An 18,942-nucleotide genomic window follows, 5' to 3' on the forward strand; every position below is an offset into this window, starting at 1 on the left:
GCAGGTGCGCACCGGCTCCCCACCGACCCCGTCGCGCCACCGTCTTCTGCGCATGGCGGTTCACCCCAGCCCGATCCCGGACGGCCGCACCCACGACGACGAGCGGGGCCGATCCTGCGGCTCGAACACATCGAACGACTCGAACACCGCCGACTCCGCAGGTGCCGCGCGTTCCGCTCGGCGATCCCGAATGTCGCGCGCATGATTCCGGGTCGCCCGGTAGGCGTGGCCTGGCGCGCGGCGGGCACGGTGCGCGAGTTCGGTCTGGAAGTTGATGCCGCGGCCAGCGATCCTGGCGGTGCTCGACGCGATCAGATCAGTCGGACGTACCCACGCGATCCCGCGTTCCACACGCGAACCAGGGTCAGTAGTAGTTCCTGAGAGTGAGGGGTCGCGGTGCACGGCGAACGCCGACCGCTCCGCCCCCGCACCGTCGCCCCGTTCGGGCAGCGTCTCCGGTAGCTCGGTGCGGCTGGTCTCTGTGTGGTCGTTCACGAGGTCTCCTCCTGCTCTTCGTTGATGGCTGGGGTGAACCAGCGGCCGACGGTGGAGGGGTGCACGCCCAGGTGCCGGGCGATCTGCTTGTTCGACCACCCCTCCACCTCCCGCAACTGCGTCGCTTCCGCCCGCCGCTCACTCACTGACACCACCGGCATCTCCACTGCCTGCGCCTGCTCAACCTCCGGTACGGCGACCGCCTGTGATGGAGCGGCGGTCTCTGCCGGCACCTCCTCGATCGCGTCTGTATCCGGCGTGGTGGTGGGGCGGGTGAGGATGACGGTGAGGTGCGTGATCGACAGCAGCACCAGCGGCGGGATCGCAGCGACCGACGCTGCAAGAACCGCCGGGACGTCGGTGTCGGCGGCAATGATCGCGTGGATCGCGTTCGCCGTGACCGACACGACGGCGCCGGCGGCGAGGAGCGTCCAGGGGTACCAGGTCGGACGGGATTGGTTGGCGAGGGCGACGACGGCGACGGTTGCGACGACGATGATGCCGTCCACGATCAACGGCCACGCCCACGCCTGGCCCGCATCAATCCCAGACCGCCGCGCAAGATCAGCAAGCGCGGTGAATGACAGCCAGAATGCGCCGGCGGCGATGAACACCGTTCCCGTGATCGCCGTCACCGCAGCCAACCGGCGACCCCGCGGCAAGACAGTCTCGATGGTGCTCATGAGATCACCCGCCCTGGTGATCCGCGCACCACACGCCGCTCATCCGCCACGGGCTCCACGGACGTGCGCGTTGTGGGGTGGGTGGTGCGGTAGGCGGAGCGGATCGACGCCATGATCTCCCGCGGCCTGAGCCCCGCGTGCTCTGCCGCCGGGCCCAGTGCGTCGAGGGTTACATCGGGAGGGGCTCCTGATTCTGCGAGTCGGCAGGCGGCCCAGAACAGGCCCCGGTTCCGCTCACCCTCACCACGCCCCGCCACCCAGCCGGCGAGCACTTTCGCATCCGACCCCCGCCGCTCAAACCGAGAAGCGCGCGCACGGTCGAGAGGGATCGGGGTGCGAGGGTCTAAGAACTCGCGCAGCCGCGCCGCGTCCACCGGAGCCGGAGGACTACCTGCCGCGACGATCAGCCGGTACGGTGCCCGCACCCCGCCAGGGCGCAGCACCTTCGACGGCGGGGCAATGATGTAGCCACCGTCACCCCGGAAATCGACATGCGCCCGCGCTGCCTGCCACGACGACTGCACACGGTCGGAGTCTGCCGGATAGTAGGCGTGGAGCCCGCCGGAGGGGGTGCGCACGAGCGCCGCCCACCCCGCCGCATGGCCTTCACGGTGCGCGGTGCGGAAGGCGGGGAATCCGGTGCCGGTCGCGTGCACGTCGACATCGACGACCTCGATACCGGATGCAGCACCGGTCGGGATGCCGATGTTCGCGGACGGCCACCTCGACCACCACCCAGCGACCTGATGAACGTCGGTGCTCGCGTCGTGGAACCCTCGGCGCACGAGCGGGCGCTTCTCGCCCGGCACACACGGAAACACCGACACCCCGGCAGCCGCGAACCGCGCGGCCGCATCAGCGAGCGGCATCCCGTTCACCTCAGCGAACACGTCGATCGCACCCATCACAGACTCCTCACCGACCCGGCCGCAACCCGGCGCGGCCCCTCCGCCAGCGGATCAACATCGGGCGCCCGCTCAGACGCAGCAGATTTCGGGGACGGCGCATCACGGTTCAGACCGGGAGGGTCACCGTTGCTGATCTGCTCGGTGGGGAGTTGATCGAGAATCCCCGCAGCCGTCTTCCGCACCCGCTCGCCGGTGGCTTGGACGACCTCGACCGGGGGCTTCTCGGGCACCGTCGCCGCCCACCCCGACACATACGGAATCGTGTAATCGGAGGTGTCCATGCCGTGAGCGGCAGCGACCATCAACGCGACAGAGTCCGCCTCCACCTCACCGATCCCACGATGACCGGACGCATCGTGATTGTCGGGTCCGTGTAGGAGGACATGCGCGAGCTCATGAACGAGGGTCTTCACCTGTGCCGCTTCGGGCATGTTCTCGCGCACGGCGACGGTCTTCGCCCTGAAGTCGGTGAGACCGTTGGCGCCGTGGATCATGCCCTCGTGTGGCACTCGCAACACTGCGAACCCCTCCGCCTCCACCAGCCGGGCGATGCCGTCCCAGAGCCCGTCGGGTGCTTCGCCTTCGAGGAGTCGCGGCGATGGTGGTGTGAGGATCGGGTCGCCGGCGGTTTGGGAGACATCCCAGACGTACGCGGGCCGAACGCCGACCATGCGGGACCGAACCGCCTCACCGGGTTTCGGCTTCTCGAACCGGCCGAGCCTGCGCCACGATTCCGCCACCTTCGGAGTGAACGACGCGAACCTGCCGGTGACGGGGGCGAGGATCATGTACCCCGACTGGCCCTTCTCGACCTTCCGCCCGAGCGCCTGCCACTGCTTGAACCCAGCCACATACGTCGGCACCGGTCCCGGCACCCTGCCCGCCTCGAACGCGCTCTGGTGCTGCACGAAGATCAGCAGGGTGTTGTTGAACGAGCGGGCCCGGAACCTGGCGGCGAACTCCAGTGCTTGCTTCCAGTCCTCACCTGACACCAACGACTCCACCCCGTCGGTGAGCTGTTCATGCAAAGCATCGAGCTTCGCATCCCGCGCCGCCCGCTGTTCCTCAGTGGTTGCCATCGTCGACCTCCTTCCGCAGGCACCTGCACACGGCGGGTGACCTCTGCGACCAGAAGGTGCGCGAAGGGACTCAGGGAACGCAATCGAGACGGACGACGGACAGATTGTGAGCGACCGCCAGGTGCATCGCTGAACCCGACGTGGTCAAACTCGGTTTACATCATTCTCTGGCGACCCGAGGATCTGCGCACCAAACATGAGCGTTTCGCCCGGACATCCGCGCGTTCACTCAGGGTTGGAGTGTGCCGGAGCAACACTGCTGATTCTGCGGTACTCGGACGGGGACACACCGATGCTCCTGCGGAACTGACGTGCAGCGAAGTCAGGATCGTTCCAACCCACCCTGGCGGCGATCTCCGAGATAGGTGCGTCCTCCACGCGCAGGAGGTGAGCCATTCGTTCGGCACGCAGCATCGTCAAGTACGAGATCGGTGACTTGCCAAACGCATCGACGAATACTCGGCGCAGTTGAGACACAGAGAGATGCGCTCTTGAGGCGAGCTCGCCCACGGTCCAGTGGCGATCCAGTTCCTCGCGCAAGGATTGTGCAATAACCAGCACCTCAGGTCGTACAGGGCGGAAGGGGCGATGACGTGGCGCGGTGGGAACCGACGAGTTTCGCCGCGCGACTCCTGTTCCTTCGCTGGTGACCACAATAAACGGAACCAAGACATCGAAGACGGCGGAGACTAGCGATTGCGCCCTATAGAACCGGTCAGGAGGCACTCCTTCGGCGCTCAACGCAGCGAGTTCGTCAAGCCATGGCATCATAAGCCCGGCCCGGTGTTTACCGATGCGGAGGACTTGAGTGGGCTCCGCATAGTGCGTATCAAGAAACTGGCTCGCGTCAGGCCGCTCCTGGAACTGTGAAGCGTACTGCCAGAACACTTGATCGATGACGTAGTCTCGGTCGAGATAGAGCGTTGTGGTCGCTACCCATCCATCTGGTTCGGCGCCACACAGAGTGTTCGCCGCCAGGACAGCAACATCACCGACGCTGACAAAGTGCGCGCCAAACTCACTAAAGAGTCGAGCTCGGCCCGCCCGAATAACAATGAACTTGACGCAATCGAAAGCGATTGGATCAATCGGGTCGTGAGCGACTTGGGTCCGGGCGAGCAACGGCGAGAACGCGGACGCCGACGCAGCCTGCATGCCAATGGGCGGCGCAACCTCTTCCCCCCGAAAATCACTGGTCATAGATGACAATCGAAGGCCACAGGCGACCGAGAACCGAGTACCCCTAACGGTACCCATACGAAGGTTGCCCGAACTCTAAGGGTGTGTCCGATAAACGGTGTATCTGGTGTGGCGGTCATTAGTTGATTCGGCCTTCGAATGCGATCGCGAACGCGTTCAGCGCTGGCTTCCATCTCGTTGCCCAGCGTGCCCTGCCGCGGCCGGTCGGGTCAAGCGATCTGGTCACAAGGTAGAGACACTTCAACGCCGCGGCGTCGTTGGGGAAGTGCCCGCGCGCCCGGACAGCTCTGCGGTACCGGGCGTTGAGCGACTCGATCGCGTTCGTGGAGCAGATGATCCGTCGGATTTCCACGTCCCAGTCGAGGAACGGCACGAACTCGGACCAGGCGTTGTGCCAGAGCTTGCTGATCGCCGGGTACTGCTGGCCCCATTTCGCGTCGAACTCCGCGAACCGTTCACGAGCGGCCGCTTCGGTCGGCGCCGTGTATACCGGGCGCAGGTCCTTGCCCATCTCTTCCCAGTAGTGGCGGGACGCGAATCGGAACGTGTTGCGGATCAGGTGGATGATGCAGGTCTGCACCGTCGCGAGCGGCCAGACGGTGTTGATCGAGTCCGGTAGTCCCTTCAGCCCGTCACACACGACGATGCAGACATCCTCGGCGCCGCGGTTTTTGATCTCGGTGAGGACGCCGAGCCAGAACTTCGCTCCTTCACCGCCATCGCCGGCCCAGATTCCGAGGATGTCGCGTTCGCCGTTCACGGTGACCCCGACGGCGATATAGAACGGCTTGTTCCGCACCTGCCCGTCCCGGACTTTCACGACCAGGGCGTCGATGAACACCACCGGGTAGACGCGATCCAACGGCCGGTTGGCCCATTCGGTCATCTCCTCGATGACCTTGTCGGTGATCCTCGAGATCGTGTCCTTCGACACAGCCGCGCCGTAGACGTCATCGAAATGCGCTGCGACCTCACCGGTTGTCAGCCCGCGAGCAGTCAACGACAACACGATCTCATCCACCCCCGTCAGGCGCCGCTGCCGCTTCTTGACGATCTTCGGTTCGAACGACCCCTCCCGATCCCGAGGAACGTCGATCTCAACGGGACCGACCTCGGTCAGCACCGTCTTCGATCGCACCCCGTTACGGGCGTTCTCACCAATCGTGTTGCCGTGCTTTTCGTAGCCGAGATGCTCAGCCATCTCCGCCTCGAGCGCTGTCTCCAGCACCCGTTTCGTGAGCCCGTTCAACAGCCCCTCGGGGCCGACGAGGTCGACCCCCTGTTCCTTCGCTTGCTTCAGCAACTGCTCCGCGAGCTGCTGCTCATCGATGATCTCTCCCGTCACAGGATCGATCATCTCGACGACATCGGTCATCGCCCTACCTTTCGGTCAGGCCACACCCAGATACACCGTTAGTCGGACAGTCCCCGGCACGGACGCGAGTGGCCGCGCCCTCTGCGTGGTGCTGTTAGCGGCAGGCCGAGAAGGCGCATGAGTTCCGTGAGGGGCTGTTCCCTGCCCGGTGGTTGCCGCGTAGAAGTGGAGGCATGACCCTCACCGCCATCCTCCCCTCCCTCAGACGCAGCATCCCCGACCCTCTCCAACCCCGACGTTGGCCCGAGCGCACCGTCCCCACGGTCTCGGATGTCGTGATCGGCGGAGTGTCCCTGAGGCGACTGGTGGACATCACCGGCACCCCGGCGCTACTCACCGGGGACCTGCCGCACCCGAAACCGGCCCAGGCGCACGCCCAGGGGATCGGCAACGACGTCACCGTCCTGGTCTTCCAGGTCACCCTCCGCGTCGACACCGACACCGATAAACGCGTCGCCCTCACCGACTGCGGATTCGACCGGGTGGCCCCCTACTGGGACGAGTGCCGGCTCATCGGCCGCACGTCGACGGCGAAGAACACCACCATCGAACTCATCCCCGGCGAAACCGGGTCTGCGCCGTGGCCGTACCCGATCGTCACCCTTCCCGCAGACATCCACCAAGGCGACCTTCTCGCCGTCCCCTGCGCCGGCGCGGTCACGCTCAGCGACGTGCGCCCACGCCCGCAGGAAGCCTTCGTACGCGCAGATCAGGTCCGGGAACTCGCGGTGACCCGATGAGCATCATGCACACCCTGATCTCGTCCCGGGCGATGGCTCTTGCCGCCCTGTACGAGGACTGCCCACCCTGGCCCGCAGACACCGCCTTCGCCGACCGCGACATCAGCATCGGCGCGCAATCACTCACCGCCCTCGCAGCACAGCGCGGCACCCCCTGTGTCCTGATCGCGCCCAGCAGCGCGTCGGCGCGAGGAGAGGAGTACCGCACCGTCATCGTCACCACCATCCTCGCCCGCACATCGCGCCGCGGGCTGCGGCACCCCTTGGAACTGACGGTCGACTGCGACCTGGCCGCCCTCGACTCCCGCGTCCTCGACGTCCTGCCCCTGCAGTGCCCGAACGCGCGGCACCGCAAGACGACCCTGCTGCGCTCCCCGCACACGCAGACCGCCATCAGGGTGCTGCTTCCGCAGACCTGCGCCCCCGGTGACCTCCTCGCCCTCACCTGCGAAGGCACGATCGCACTCGGGCAGATCACCAGCCACCCCACCCGCATCCACCCGGGCAGTGACGACGAGGAGTGGCAAGGCAGGTGCCTCAAATAATGGACACCATCCGACACACCACCCGCTCGTCCCCGGCAGGCCCGCAGTCTGGGAAGGCTCGTTTGCTCCTCTACGGCGACTCGCTCGACAGCCTCGCCTATCTTGCCATGCCCGTTCCTTACGATCACGACGCACTCGACGACCGGAGAGCGCGAACCATGATCGTGGGAATCCGCGTGCCCGACACGAACCACCCTCGGCAAGCGCTCCGGAGTCAGCTCCGGGCAGCGCATGACATCCTCACGAAGCCGCTGCGCACGCACCCCCTGGTGCGGCACATCTTCTACATCGTCGAAGTCCCGTCTGACTCACCGACCCCTGACCGCGCCGTCAACGCATTGTCCGCAGCGATCTGCGCACACCACGCTGAGATCGAAATGCGCCACGGCCGCGACATCTGCATCACCGGAATCATCACCACCCCCCACACCGACCCCGTGACACTCACCGAACGCGTACACCAAAGGATCACCACCACACCCTTCGAGAGCTACTACGCGACCTCGTGGGACCAAATCGCACACAGATCCATTGCCGCCGCCGCCGCAGAAGCACTTCTCTAGCGTCGCCGAATCCCTACCAGTGGACCCATCGATGGTCACGGGCGCCAGCTCCCAGCGCGAATCCGCGTGCTTACTAATCTCGCGCGGGAGACAGTGCATGCGTCTCCTCGTAGACGGCCATCCACACGCGGTCGTACACGCTTCGCGTGATCCTCCCGTGACGAAGATCCTCTGTTGCGCGCTCCATCAGCAACGACAGCGTCGTGATCATCTCTTCACGATCCTCATCATCACGACGAGGCCAGAACACGAATCGGCTCGACCACGCCATTGCCACCCGTCCACGAAGCGGACGTGCCTTCCACCAAAGGAACACTCCGGCCGACACCCCCACCAGCACGATCCCGACCGCCGACGCCTCAGGAGACGCGCCAACCGCGATAAGCACAAGCCACAGCAGCAGACCCATGCTCAGGGCCGCCGGCACGAAAGCACTCGCCAACCGTGCCCAGAACCGTTCACGCTCCGACGACACCGGCGAATACACGACCAGGCGGGACGTCCCCACACCGTGACGCGCGACAGTGTGACAAACGGATCCCCAGCGCACGGGTCGCGGCAACCGGGAACCGCTGGGCTGTCGCGACCGGCCAGCTGTGGGACTTACACGAGACATGCACTGATGCTCACCCGCTCACGGGACCGCCGCGAGAGCGCCATACGGAGCCCATGCAGCAAACCGGCAGATCACCGCGGTTCGCTAACGCATTCCCAACACTAACGCCCCCGTTTACCGGGCACATCCGACCCATCAAACGCCCGAGCACCGCGCCGCAGGGGGCAGCCGGAGCCGCTGATCGTTCCCAATCCCTTGGCTCTCGCGTACGGATCGAGCGCGATATCGGCAGCAGCTTCGCCATGCTCCGCGTCGGTGAGCATGCTGGCAACAAGCAGGTCCTCACAGTGCTGGTGTATCTCAGAAGTTGAGCATCTTCCGGGCCGCTCCCAAAGCCGCGACAGCTTGCCTCGGGAGAACACCGTTCCCGAGCGACGCAAGTTGTTGGTTGGCGGTCAGCCCATGACACGCATCGGTCACCCATCCGGCCGGTAGCCCCATAAGCCATTCGACGAACGGGGGCGCCGGACGCGGACCGGTCTTGTCGCTCAGAAGCGCCGGTGACGGAGCGGAGCGGCCAGTGATTCGCTCCCATCTGGTCACGGCTTCGGCGTATCGTCCCCAGCGTCGAAGAGCTGCCCGATCAACGACCACAGGCTCTCGGGCTCCTGGGTGCGCGGGTATCCGTGTGGTCCGTGGAGGGCGAGGTCGATAATCTGATGGCTCAGAGCGATCGTGCCCCGCCGTGCTTTCACCTGTTGCAGGGTCTCCCCGCCCCGAGACGCGTCCGACGCGAGTGGGGTCCGGAACAGCGCGGTGGGCGAGGATGAAGACCCGGTATCGGGGATGAGGTGCGCCGATAGCGGAAGCGGGTAAACCGATCCATTGCGCGTCATACCGGAGGTCGGCCAGGTCTCCCAAAACTGCTCCCGCTGCCCGAAGAGGTCGAGTTGCGGTTTCTCCCAAATGCCACGAATCGGATTCCACACTGCGAGAGGCTGCGTCGCTGGGGGTTGCGTCTTTGGGGTTGCGCTGCTCATCGTTGTCTCCTTCGGGAATCGCGCGGATCGCGGGTGCAGATAGCAGCCCGCGCACGTTCTCGATCACCACCCGTTCCGGTTGCAGAACGTCGATCGCTGCTGCCATGTGCGCCCAGAGTCCGGATCGAGTGCCGGGTTTCAGGCCGGCCATCTTCCCGACCGTGGATACGTCTTGGCAGGGGAACCCGCCGCAGAGGATGTCCACCGGCGGGACAGTGTTCCAGTTGATGGTGGTGATGTCGCCGAGGTTGGGGGCGTCGGGCCAGTGGTGGGAGAAGACACGGGAGACGGGTTCGTTTATCTCAGAGAACCAGATCGTCTTCGCTCCGAAGACTTCCTCCACGGCAAGGTCGAGTCCGCCGTAGCCGGAGAACAGCGACCCGACGCGTAGCGGCGCGGCCGGGTCGCTTGGAACCCTATTTGCCATCGGCGAGCCTCCTGGGTCGGTGATCCTCGGAGCCGTGATGCTGCTCCGAGCTGGTCACCAACGAGGTGCACGGTCGGCCCCACCGGCCTACGCCCAGGCCGCTCGCCACGCCCCCGCGTGCCGCGCCCAGAAGTTCGCTCGTCTGACCCCTTCGCGGTTCGCTCAAACGGGTTGTCACGCGTCTTGCAAGCGAGGCGCGCCGCCGTCCGAATGTGACCCCAAAAGTCACCTCGCCGCGGGCTGCGGAGCTCACCTTCGGGGTGAGGAAAGGCGGTGGCTGGTGACGGTTTCGATGCGGGTGATGTCCGCCGGCGACGGCTACAAGTACCTCCTGCGCACCGTCGCCACCGGTGACGGCGGCCGGATGCTCTCGACACCGCTGACGAGGTACTACACCGAAGAAGGAACACCGCCCGGGCGCTGGATGGGATCAGCGGTCACCGCGCTTGGCCACGGCGCGCTCGGAGTCGGAGATGAAGTCTCCGAGGAGCAGCTTCAACGACTGATCGGGCAGGGCCGCGACCCCGTGACAGGCCAAGCGCTCGGCAGCCCGTACCGGAAGTACCCGACCGTGGCCGAGCGAATCAAGCACCGCTCCGCACGTCTCGACGCCGATCTCCCCGTGACCGGGCGCGCGGAAGCGGTCGCCGCGATCGAGGCTGAGGAGAGCGCACACGGTGCACGGAAGGCGGTTGCGGGGTTCGATTTCACGTTCTCGATTCCGAAGTCCGCATCCGTGCTGTGGGCGGTATCGGATGCGGGGACGCAATCGCTGATTGCGGACGCGCATCATGCGGCGGTTGCAGAGATGGTTGCGTTCATCGAACGCGAGGTTGCGGCAACCCGTGTCGGTGCCGCAGGACGCAACGGGGCGGTTGCGCAAGCCGATGTCTGCGGTGCGATCGCAACCGCGTTCGATCACTACGATTCGCGGGCGAGCGACCCGCATCTGCATACCCATGTCGTGATCTCGAACAAGGTGCAGACCGTCCACGACGGCAAATGGCGCTCCCTCGACGGCCGCCCGCTACACGCCGCGACCGTCGCGCTCTCAGAACTCCACGAAGCCGTGTTCGCCGACCACCTCACCCGCGCGTTCGGTGTCGAGTGGCGGGCGCGCGACATGGGGCGCGACCGCAACCCTGCCTGGGCAATCGCGACGGTGCCGGAGAAACTGGTGGCAGAGTTTTCATGCAGGTCACGGCAGATTAACCAGGAGAAGAACCGTCTCATCGCCGAGTACGTTGCCCGTCACGGCAGGCAACCGTCGTTGGCGACCGTCATCAAGCTCCGGGCGCAGGCGACGTTGGCGACCAGACCGGAGAAGCAGGTTCGTTCGCTCGCGGACCTCACCGGCGAGTGGCGGGAGCGCGCGTCGCACCTGCTCGGTGAAGACGCCACCCGCTGGGCCCGAACCGTCACCGCCAACGACGTCCCGTTGCTGCTGCGCGCTGACGATGTGCCGTTGGACGTGATCGCCTCGCTGGGTCGCAGTGTGGTTGAGGCGGTCGGTGAGAAGCGGTCGACCTGGCGCAGGTGGAACCTCACCGCCGAGGCCGCACGCCAGACCATGCCCTACCGGTTCGCCAGCACGAGGGATCGCGAAGCAGTCGTCGGAATCGTCGTCGACGCGGCGGAACGTGCCTCCCTGCAACTCACGCCCCCCGAACTCGCGTCCAGTCCGGCAGTGTTCCGCCGCTCTGATGACGCGAGCAGGTTCCGTCCGATCGCGTCGACGGTGTATTCGTCACCGGACATCCTGGCGGCCGAGGATCGGCTTCTCGAGCGCGCTCGCACCATGACCTCGCCCACTGTGCCTGTCGAGGTGGTCGAGAAGGTCGCTCGCCGCCCGGATCGCGACGGCCGACTCCTCGCCGACGACCAAGCCGCAGCCCTCGCCGCCGTTGCGACATCAGGCCGTGCAGTCGATGTGTTGGTCGGCCCGGCCGGGGCGGGAAAGACAACGGCGATGCGCGCCCTGCGCACGGCGTGGGAGCGGGAGCACGGGCGCGGCAGCGTCGTCGGGCTGGCACCGTCAGCGGTGGCCGCGCAGGTCCTTGCCGATGATCTCGGTATCCGGACGGAGAACACCGCGAAATGGTGGCAAGACCACCAGAACACCGGCGCGTCATTCCGTAAGGGGCAGCTCGTGATCGTGGACGAAGCCTCCCTCGCCGGCATCCTTTCGCTGGATCGCGTCACTGCGCACGCGGTGGAGGTGGGTGCGAAGGTGTTGTTGGTGGGTGACTGGGCGCAGCTGCAATCCGTCGCAGCCGGCGGTGCGTTCTCCCTCCTCGTCCATGACCGCGACGACGCTCCCGAACTGGTCGACGTGCACCGATTCGTCAACGAGTGGGAGAAGACCGCCTCCCTCGACCTTCGCCACGGCCGCCCCGAAGCCATCGACGCCTACGCAGCTCACGGTCGCATCACCGGCGGGAACACCGAAGCGATGATCGACGCTGCCTACACTGCCTGGCGCACCGATACCCTTGCCGGGGTTTCGACGGTGTTGATCGCGGACTCGAACGAATCCGTCCACGCACTGAACCAGCGCGCCCGCGCCGACCTCATCCTCGACGGGACCGTGAACGCCGGCCGTGAAGTCGCCCTCCAAGGCGACGCCCGTGCCGGGGTCGGCGACACGATCATCACGAGGAAGAACGACCGCCGACTCCACACTCCGCGAGGGTGGGTGCGCAACGGGGACCGTTGGACAGTAACCGACGTTCGCGACGACGGATCACTCACCGCCCGCCGCGCGAACAGTCGCGGCACCGTGATCCTCCCCGCTGACTATGTCTCCGATCATGTTGATCTGGGTTATGCAGTGACGGCGCATAGGGCGCAAGGCATCACCATGGACACCTCTCATGTGCTCGTTGATCCGTCTACGACGCGGGAGAACCTGTATGTCGCGATGACTCGCGGCCGGCACGCGAACCTCGTCTACGTCGCCACCGACCGCCCCGACGACAACCACACCACTCCGCACCCGGCGGATGATCCTGATGTGACCGCACGGAGTGTTCTTTACGGGGTGCTGCAGCACGTCGGTGCCGAGCTTTCCGCGCACGAGACGATCACCGCCGAACACGAAGCCTGGGGGTCGGTGGGGCAGCTCGTGGCCGAGTATGAGACGATCGCGCAAGCCGCCCAACACGACCGTTTCGCCACCCTCATCCGCGAATCCGGTCTCGCCCCGGACGAAGCAGAAGACACGATCCGCTCCGACGCATTCGGCGCCCTCACCGCAGAGCTTCGGCGGGCGGAGGCGAACCACCACAACGTCGACGCCCTCATGCCGCGGCTGGTCGCGGCCCGCGGCTTCGGAGGCGCCGATGACATCGCCTCCGTCCTGCACCACCGTCTCGCCCGCGCCACTGAGAGGCCGGCTGGTTCTGGTCGTACCCGCAAGGCACCCCGTCTGATCGCCGGCCTCATCCCCGAAGCAACCGGGCCCATGTCCGCGGCGATGCGGAGGGCACTGACGGAGCGGCGCGAGTTGATCCAGCAGCGTACCGAAGCCATCCTCGACCAAGCCATTGCCGAACAGCAGGAATGGGTGCTCGCGCTCGGAGACACACCGGCAGAGACGAGGGCTGCGGCAGCGTGGAAACGGCAAGCACGAACCGTCGCCGCGTACCGCGATCGCTACGGCATCACCACACGCACGCCGCTCGGCCCAGCGCCCGATACCGATGCGCAGAAGATCGACGCGGCACGAGCGAAAGCCGCTCTCGCGAGGCTCCGAGACCTCGCGGGCGTCGATGGCAGCGATGACCTTTCGCGGACGGTGCGGCGCGAAGGGACGCGCCGGGGCCTGTGACCGGTCGCCCTTCCGAAAGTCGCTGGTGCGTCATATCCTGGGGCGAGGCGGATTTCTCCTTGATATGACGCTCCTCGGGGCAGGCCGCAAGGCCACTCACACACGCACCGCCTTCGACGATCCGTCGTGCCTGTGAGAGGAACCCCCGTCATGATCCGCCAGCTCTGGACCCTCAGCGTCAACACCCGCGCATTCCTGCGCCGCTACATGCCCACCAACATCCTCCTCGACGCCATCCGCACCCGCCGAGGACTCAAATGGGGCGTACCCGCGATGCTCCTTGCCGTGCCCTACCTCCTGGCCGCGAGCACCTTCACCACCCTCATCGCAGACGGCGGACCCGGATGGCTCAACCTCCTGGTTCTCCTGTGTCTGTGGAACACGATGAAGTTCATCTTCATGGGACCCATCAGCCTGATCCTGCTCGCCCGGATCCGCGTGCGCGAGGCCGTGGCCGCTCACGCCGAACGACGAGCATCCACCGAGCCGGTCAAGCAAGCGGTCCGATCAACCACTGCTGGATCAGGACGCGGCTACGCCGTGTCATCCGAATCGGGCGCACACACGAACTGCCTGTAAGCCGTTGGCGTTACCCCAAGGCCCCGACGGAACTGGCGGGCCGCGAAGTCAGCATCCGCCCACCCCACCTCTGCGGCGATCTGCTTGACCGGAAACACGGTCGAGCGCAGCAGATGCGCCATCCGTTCAGTGCGCACCATCGTCAGATACGCGATGGGTGCCTTCCCGAACGCCACCACGAACACACGCCTCAACTGTGACGGCGACAGGTGAACGGCCCCCGCCAGCTCCGGCACGGTCCATTGGCGCGCCGGATCGCCTCGTATGAGCTGCGCGACGTGTCGGGCTTCGACGCGAAGCGGCGAGAACTGACGATGTCGCGGCGCAGCGGGGACCATAGTGCCGCGTCGACCAGCACTGGCTTTGCTGACGGGCGTCGTCATGAATGGCACGACGACATCGAGCACCGAGAAGAGCAGCGCTTGTGCCCGGAGGAACCGTTCAGGCTGCGGCCCGTCCACGCTGAGGGAAACGAGCTCATCCAGCCACGGCATGATCATCCCGGCCCGATCCTCGCCGATCCGGACAATCTGCGCGGGTGTCGAGTAATGGGCATCGAAGAAGTCGCGGGCGTTGTGACGGTCGCAGAACTGCGCAGCGAATTGCCAGAAGACCTGATCGATCACATAGTCACGGTCGAGGTAGATCGTGGTCGTCATAACGCTGCCTTCCGGTTCTGCACCGCAGAGTGTGTGGGCAGCGAGGAGAACGACATCGCCGATCTTCACATGCCGCGCGCCGAACTCACTGAGCAGCAGGGAGCTGCCACTGCGAACGACGATCACTTTCACGCAGTCAAACGCGACCGGGTCAATCGGACTGTGGTGAGACCGAGTCTGGGCGACCAGTGGCGAGAACAGAGGCGTGGTGCGGCGCTGGGGTGCAGGGACGGAATCGGTCAAGGTTCATCTGAGGTGAGAGCGACCAGGGCTACACGCAGGCGAAAGCTAACGAGTGTCTTGATGCACGATGGAAGGAGTGCAGCCGGTGCGCAGTTCCCACGATGTCAGCGACCCGTAAGCTTGATCCGGCGGTTCGGCAAGGATGAGGAAGCGATGTCCGCTGACAAGCGCGAGCGTGATGGTCACTTCGTCGCCAGGGGCGAGCGGTAGATAGGGACGACATTCGAACAGCGCCGGCGCTTCGCCAGTGGGCCTGCTGCCCGAATCTGCTGCGTCGTGATGTAGGGCCGGTCATAGTTCCCCCAGATGCGTCCGGCGTGATCGAAGTGACTGCTCGACCGGGGCAAAGAAGTCACGAGCGAGTGCAGTGAGAGTAGGGCCCGCGGCCTGCGGTGTTCCTGCTCCGTACGGAGGCTGGGGGGCGTACTCTGCTCCAAGTTCGAGGAATCGGGCGTAATCTGGCCCCCGTAGGCGCCCGACGATGGTGAGCGCGAGGTCCATGCCCGCGGTGACTCCGGCAGCGGTGAGGACGTTGCCGTCGGTGACGACACGATCGTCCATGGCCGTGGCCCCGTACCCCGGAAGCAGATGTCGCACGGACCAGTGAGAGGTCGCACGTCGGCCGTCGAGAATCCCGGCTGCCCCGAGCGCGATCGCGCCGGTGCACACGCTCGCCACGAGATTTGACCGCGCGCCGAGTTCACGGATTGCGGTGATGGCCGCGGAGTCCTTGAGGAGCACACTCGTGTCGCCACCGGGCACAAGGAGAACGGTCGGGTTCTCCGGGGCGTCGACAAGTGTGGTCGTGGGTTGCAGAGGGATGCCGCTAGCGCTGCGAACTGGCTTGGTGAGCTCCCCGGTAGTGGCGAAGTGGATCCTCGCGCCCATCATCGATGAGAGGAAGTAGTGCGGGCCGAGTACGTCGAGGGTGTCGAAGTCGGGGTGGAGAACGATGACGATGTCCTCGCTCGCATCGGTTGTCACGCCAGGCAGCGCGGCGAGGGCGTGGTGGGCTGCGACGGAGCGGTCCCAGGCCGCTTGTGCGTCAGGGTCACGGATCGCGCCGTCCGCGGTGCCCGATAACGTGTCTCGCATCTCGTGGAGGTGTGCTTCGGTGGCTTCATGTTGAGCATCGTGAGTGGTCAAAGGTTTTTCCTTTCGGTGAATGCCAGTTGGAGCCGGCCGGTCAGTGGGTTGCTGAGGACGGCGGCGTGCACGCCGAAGACGTCGAGCAGGAGTGTTGGGGTAAGCACGTGTTCGGGTGTGCCTGCGGCGATGACCGTTCCGTGATCTATGACCACGATTCGGTCGCAGTATGCGGCGGCCAAGTTGAGGTCGTGCAGGGTCACCAGTGTGGTGCGCCCGAGCCGACGGACGAGTGAGAGCAGTTCGAGCTGGTGTTGGACATCGAGGTGATTCGTTGGCTCATCGAGCACGAGGATGCTCGGCTCTTGGGCGAGTGCGCGGGCGAGTTGAACGCGCTGACGTTCACCGCCGGAGAGCGTGGCGACATCACGGTCCGCATAGGCTTCGATTCCGACAGCCATCATTGCGTTCTGCACGGCCGCACGATCGGCTGCGGTCTCTGCGCCGAGCAGACGGCCGTGCGGCACGCGCCCCGTAGCGACGCACTCTGCCACGGTCAGTTCGAGATCGCTGGGCGCGTCCTGCACCAGAGCTGCGGTGATCCGTGCGGCCTCGCGCGCCGGAATGACCCAGACATCGCGGCCACCCGCCGTGACGCGTCCCGATGCGGGGTGCAGCATTCGGTAGACGGTGCGCAGCAGCGTGGATTTTCCGCTGCCGTTCGGGCCGACCAGCCCGAGCACATCGCCGTCCGCGCTGAGCGATGCTTCGTGGAGGATGCGGCGCCCGGCGATATCGACGCTCACCGCCTCGACATGCAACGGCACCGTGGCGGTGCTGGTTTCTGAGTTCATGTTTCCACCCGTCCCAATCTGCGCATCAGCCAGAGGAAGAAGGGTGCGCCAACCGCCGCCGTCAGCAGACCGACGGGCAACTCCGTCGGCGCCAGGAGGAGCCGTGCGGCGATGTCGACAACGACGAGCAGCAACCCACCGGCGAGCGCCGAAGCCGGCAGCACCCAGCGATGGTCGGTGCCCACGATGAAGCGCATCGCGTGGGGAATGATCAGACCGACGAAACCGATCGCACCGCTGACCGCGACAGCAACACCAACCAAGAGCGAGGTGATGACGAAGAACACGAGGCGCCCACGCCCCACGTCCACCCCCAGACTCACCGCGGTCTCGTCGCCCGTCAGGAATGCGTTGAGAATCCGGGAAAGCAGCACCAATAGTACGGTCGCCACCACTAACACCCCTGCGGGGAGGCCGAGGTCGCCCCAGTCCGCTGCGGCGAGGCTCCCCGCAAGCCACGACAGCACCTCACTCACACCGCCGCCGGGGGTGCTCGCCCGGAGAACGAGGTAACTTGTGACCGAACTCAGCAGGTAAGACATTGCAACTCCTGCCAGCACGAGCCGGTTCAGGGTTACCCGTCCCCGGCGCTGCGCCAGCAGGAAAACGAGGAGCGTCGTGAGGAGCGCGCCGAAGAACGCGGCAACCGGCACCGAGACTGTGGCCAGTGACCCGGTCGCGAGGGTAAGCATCGCAACAGCGGCGACCGACGCGCCGGAGGACACCCCGAACACGAACGGGTCGGCGAGCGGGTTGCGTACGACCGCTTGGAGGACCGCGCCCGCAACGGCCAGCGCAGCCCCGACGAGGAAGCCGAGTAGTGCGCGCGGCAGCCGGAACTCCCACACGATCTGCGCCTGGGTCGCGGTGAACGAAGTTCCGGTATCCCAGGGAATGAGGTGATCCGCGACCACACCGACGACGACGCCGGGATGGATCGGAACCGACCCGACCGCGACAGACAGAACCACCGCAACGACCGCCGCGACGGCAAGCACGAGGATCGTGGTGCGCGGACGCCGACGACGTCCGCGCACCACGATGTCAGCGCGGGTCACGAAGCGGGGACCGGCAGGTCCAGACCGTGCAGCCCGTTCGCGATCTGCGTGAGCCCTCGCATCACAGAGATCGAGGCGTCCGTGTCGGCGACCGGGATCTCAACGAGCCGGTCCTCCTGAACGGCAGTGAGTTCGGGGAAGGTCTGCCGCAGGAAGGCGCTCAGGGTCTCGTAGTCCTGGCCCTCGAACGTCCCGACCAGGATCACGTCTGGCTGAGATGCGGCGAACTCTTCTTTGCTGACGTAGACCGCGTCCCGAGGAAAGACATTTGTGCCGCCGGCTGTGGCGATCGCATCGTCGTAGATGCCACCGGCCAGGACGATAAGCGGTCCCTCACCTCCGTTGTAAAACGCGACTGTGACCTCTTCCTGCCCGGCCACCGCGTCGATCACCGCCTGACGCTGTTCCTCAAGGGAGCTGATGAGTTCCTCGGCGCGATCGCTCGCCCCGAAGATCGTCCCGAGGTCGCGGAGCGCGTCGAGCGGGGTATCCAGCGTCATATCCACAGCGCCGCCAGAATCGGCATCACAGACGTTCGCCCCGTAGACTTGCGCGCCACTCTGCTCCAGCTGTTCGACTGAGGCATATCCCATCGACGTATCGAAGGCATAGCCGACCAAGGATTGGCCGAGCACGAGATCCGCGTCATAGCTGAGCACGGTTTCCTTGTCGGGCCATCCCATCGCCGACCCGATCGACGGGATGTCCTCCACCTCCGGCGCCACGGACTCGGGATACGTCGCGTAGTCGCCTGCGCGAGCCACCACCCGGTCTCCCAGTCCCAGCGCGAGCATCATCTCGGTCGGCGCCTGCCACAGGCTCAGCACCTTTTCGGGAGCCGAGTCGAAGCTCAGTGTGCGATCGCAGTTCTCGACCGAGATGGGGTAGCCCTGCGCTTCGGATGACGGTGTTCCGCTGGGCTGCGGGGCTTCAGGAGGTGTACACCCGGCGAGTACGAAGATAGTAGCGGCGGCAACCACACCGGTGGCTGCCTTTCGGTTGAGGGTCATGAGTTCCTTGCTG

Annotated in this window: 18 protein-coding genes; 5 read left to right on the forward strand and 13 right to left on the reverse strand. The window is 65.9% G+C overall.

Annotation, left to right across the window (positions count from 1 at the left end; all coding sequences use genetic code 11):
• Window positions 1–60 precede the first annotated feature (60 nt).
• The 6 genes from PHN51_07825 to PHN51_07850 form a co-directional block, all read right to left on the reverse strand.
• Entirely contained in the window at window positions 61–495 is a 435-nt protein-coding gene (locus PHN51_07825) for a hypothetical protein (GenBank protein ID MDD2818687.1), read from the reverse strand.
• Window positions 492–1,178, reverse strand: coding sequence for a DUF2637 domain-containing protein (locus PHN51_07830; GenBank protein ID MDD2818688.1), 687 nt, complete (start codon window positions 1,176–1,178; stop codon window positions 492–494). The genes PHN51_07825 and PHN51_07830 overlap by 4 nt, the downstream gene beginning before the upstream one ends.
• Window positions 1,175–2,083 (reverse strand): bifunctional DNA primase/polymerase, encoded by a 909-nt coding sequence (locus PHN51_07835; protein MDD2818689.1) that lies wholly within the window; start codon window positions 2,081–2,083, stop codon window positions 1,175–1,177. Before PHN51_07835 ends, PHN51_07830 begins: the two co-directional genes overlap by 4 nt.
• Window positions 2,083–3,165 carry an ArdC-like ssDNA-binding domain-containing protein gene (locus PHN51_07840; GenBank protein MDD2818690.1) on the reverse strand — a complete coding sequence of 361 codons (1,083 nt, stop codon included), beginning with the start codon at window positions 3,163–3,165 and terminating at the stop codon, window positions 2,083–2,085. The genes PHN51_07835 and PHN51_07840 overlap by 1 nt, the downstream gene beginning before the upstream one ends.
• A gap of 225 nt (window positions 3,166–3,390) precedes the next feature.
• Complete coding sequence (locus tag PHN51_07845; protein MDD2818691.1) at window positions 3,391–4,365, reverse strand: AraC family transcriptional regulator; 975 nt, start codon at window positions 4,363–4,365, stop codon at window positions 3,391–3,393.
• Window positions 4,366–4,483: 118 nt separating this feature from the next.
• Window positions 4,484–5,722, reverse strand: coding sequence for an IS256 family transposase (locus tag PHN51_07850; protein ID MDD2818692.1), 1,239 nt, complete (start codon window positions 5,720–5,722; stop codon window positions 4,484–4,486).
• A 191-nt stretch (window positions 5,723–5,913) separates the two neighbouring features.
• On the opposite strand from PHN51_07850, the gene PHN51_07855 reads away from it, so the two are divergent.
• The 3 genes from PHN51_07855 to PHN51_07865 are packed head-to-tail and all read left to right on the forward strand — an operon-like array spanning window position 5,914 to window position 7,588.
• The gene (locus PHN51_07855; GenBank protein ID MDD2818693.1) at window positions 5,914–6,480 is read left to right on the forward strand and encodes a hypothetical protein; all 567 of its coding nucleotides are present in this window, start codon (window positions 5,914–5,916) and stop codon (window positions 6,478–6,480) included.
• Window positions 6,477–7,025 (forward strand): hypothetical protein, encoded by a 549-nt coding sequence (locus PHN51_07860; GenBank protein MDD2818694.1) that lies wholly within the window; start codon window positions 6,477–6,479, stop codon window positions 7,023–7,025. The genes PHN51_07855 and PHN51_07860 overlap by 4 nt, the downstream gene beginning before the upstream one ends.
• Complete coding sequence (locus PHN51_07865) at window positions 7,025–7,588, forward strand: hypothetical protein (protein ID MDD2818695.1); 564 nt, start codon at window positions 7,025–7,027, stop codon at window positions 7,586–7,588. Before PHN51_07860 ends, PHN51_07865 begins: the two co-directional genes overlap by 1 nt.
• A 73-nt stretch (window positions 7,589–7,661) precedes the next feature.
• On the opposite strand, the gene PHN51_07870 is transcribed toward PHN51_07865, so the two are convergent.
• Together PHN51_07870 and PHN51_07875 are read right to left on the reverse strand one after the other, a co-directional pair.
• A complete protein-coding gene (locus PHN51_07870; protein MDD2818696.1) occupies window positions 7,662–8,075 on the reverse strand; it encodes a hypothetical protein in 414 nt (137 codons plus the stop codon).
• Window positions 8,076–8,743: 668 nt separating this feature from the next.
• Window positions 8,744–9,184 carry a hypothetical protein gene (locus tag PHN51_07875; GenBank protein ID MDD2818697.1) on the reverse strand — a complete coding sequence of 147 codons (441 nt, stop codon included), beginning with the start codon at window positions 9,182–9,184 and terminating at the stop codon, window positions 8,744–8,746.
• A 707-nt stretch (window positions 9,185–9,891) separates the two neighbouring features.
• On the opposite strand from PHN51_07875, the gene mobF reads away from it, so the two are divergent.
• Together mobF and PHN51_07885 are read left to right on the forward strand one after the other, a co-directional pair.
• A complete protein-coding gene (gene mobF / locus PHN51_07880) occupies window positions 9,892–13,440 on the forward strand; it encodes a MobF family relaxase (GenBank protein MDD2818698.1) in 3,549 nt (1,182 codons plus the stop codon).
• Window positions 13,441–13,590: 150 nt separating this feature from the next.
• Window positions 13,591–14,019, forward strand: coding sequence for a sulfate permease (locus tag PHN51_07885; GenBank protein ID MDD2818699.1), 429 nt, complete (start codon window positions 13,591–13,593; stop codon window positions 14,017–14,019).
• Here the strand turns inward: PHN51_07885 and PHN51_07890 are convergent.
• From PHN51_07890 to PHN51_07910, 5 genes are all read right to left on the reverse strand, one after another.
• Entirely contained in the window at window positions 13,974–14,810 is an 837-nt protein-coding gene (locus PHN51_07890; protein MDD2818700.1) for an AraC family transcriptional regulator, read from the reverse strand. The genes PHN51_07885 and PHN51_07890 overlap by 46 nt on opposite strands.
• Window positions 14,811–15,212: 402 nt before the next feature.
• On the reverse strand, window positions 15,213–16,067 hold the full coding sequence (locus PHN51_07895) for a DJ-1/PfpI family protein (protein MDD2818701.1): 855 nt from the start codon (window positions 16,065–16,067) through the stop codon (window positions 15,213–15,215).
• The gene (locus PHN51_07900; GenBank protein MDD2818702.1) at window positions 16,064–16,861 is read right to left on the reverse strand and encodes an ABC transporter ATP-binding protein; all 798 of its coding nucleotides are present in this window, start codon (window positions 16,859–16,861) and stop codon (window positions 16,064–16,066) included. Before PHN51_07900 ends, PHN51_07895 begins: the two co-directional genes overlap by 4 nt.
• The gene (locus PHN51_07905) at window positions 16,858–17,919 is read right to left on the reverse strand and encodes an iron ABC transporter permease (GenBank protein ID MDD2818703.1); all 1,062 of its coding nucleotides are present in this window, start codon (window positions 17,917–17,919) and stop codon (window positions 16,858–16,860) included. Before PHN51_07905 ends, PHN51_07900 begins: the two co-directional genes overlap by 4 nt.
• Complete coding sequence (locus PHN51_07910; GenBank protein ID MDD2818704.1) at window positions 17,916–18,929, reverse strand: ABC transporter substrate-binding protein; 1,014 nt, start codon at window positions 18,927–18,929, stop codon at window positions 17,916–17,918. The genes PHN51_07905 and PHN51_07910 overlap by 4 nt, the downstream gene beginning before the upstream one ends.
• Window positions 18,930–18,942 lie beyond the last annotated feature (13 nt).

It is taken from the genome of Candidatus Nanopelagicales bacterium (assembly GCA_028687755.1).
In the GTDB taxonomy this organism is placed as follows: Bacteria; Actinomycetota; Actinomycetes; order S36-B12; family S36-B12; genus UBA11398.